The organism is Gardnerella sp. c11Ua_71, assembly GCF_055818025.1.
Genome location: NZ_JARFVR010000019.1, coordinates 1 through 570 on the forward strand (window position 1 = coordinate 1; position 570 = coordinate 570).

Consider the following 570-nt stretch of genomic DNA (forward strand, 5'->3'; position numbering starts at 1 on the left):
GCTATCGCTGCTTTCGCTGCTGGCGCTACTTTGCTTGCCGGCTTCGCAATGGCAACCCCAGCATTCGCTGGTGAATACACTGACAAGGTTTATGCAGAGGCTTTAACTGTTAAGACTGGTGCTGAGGCTAAGGTTGCTGAGGCTCAGGCTGCAGTTACAACTGCTGAGAATACAGCAACTGAAGCAACCAAGAAGTACAATGATGGTCTTGCTACATTCTTGAAGACTCAAGGAAATACTGAAGAAAAGTACAAGCGGGATAATGCTGGCAAGCCTTTGTTTGAAGCTATGACCAATGCTAATGCAACTCTTGCATCTAAGAAGGCTGAGTTGCGTAAGGCTAATGTTGCTCTCCGCAGGGCTGAAGCTGATTTCTCTGCAGCTGATCTTGCTAAGAGGCTTCAGGATGCTAAGGATGCTAAGGATGCTAAGGCTGCTGAGGATCTTTATGAGCATTCCCAGTATGGTGAGTCATATCATCCATTCCTTAAGGAAGATGGTACTTTGCGTCAGGAGAATCCTGATGGTACTCCAAAGCAGGACGACAAGCAGGCTCCTAAGAAGGATGAC

The 570-nt window shown here is 47.4% G+C and carries 1 pseudogene; it reads left to right on the forward strand.

From position 1 onward, the window contains the following. Positions 1-570 (forward strand): annotated as a pseudogene (locus P0106_RS07185) (hypothetical protein); the annotation flags it as partial.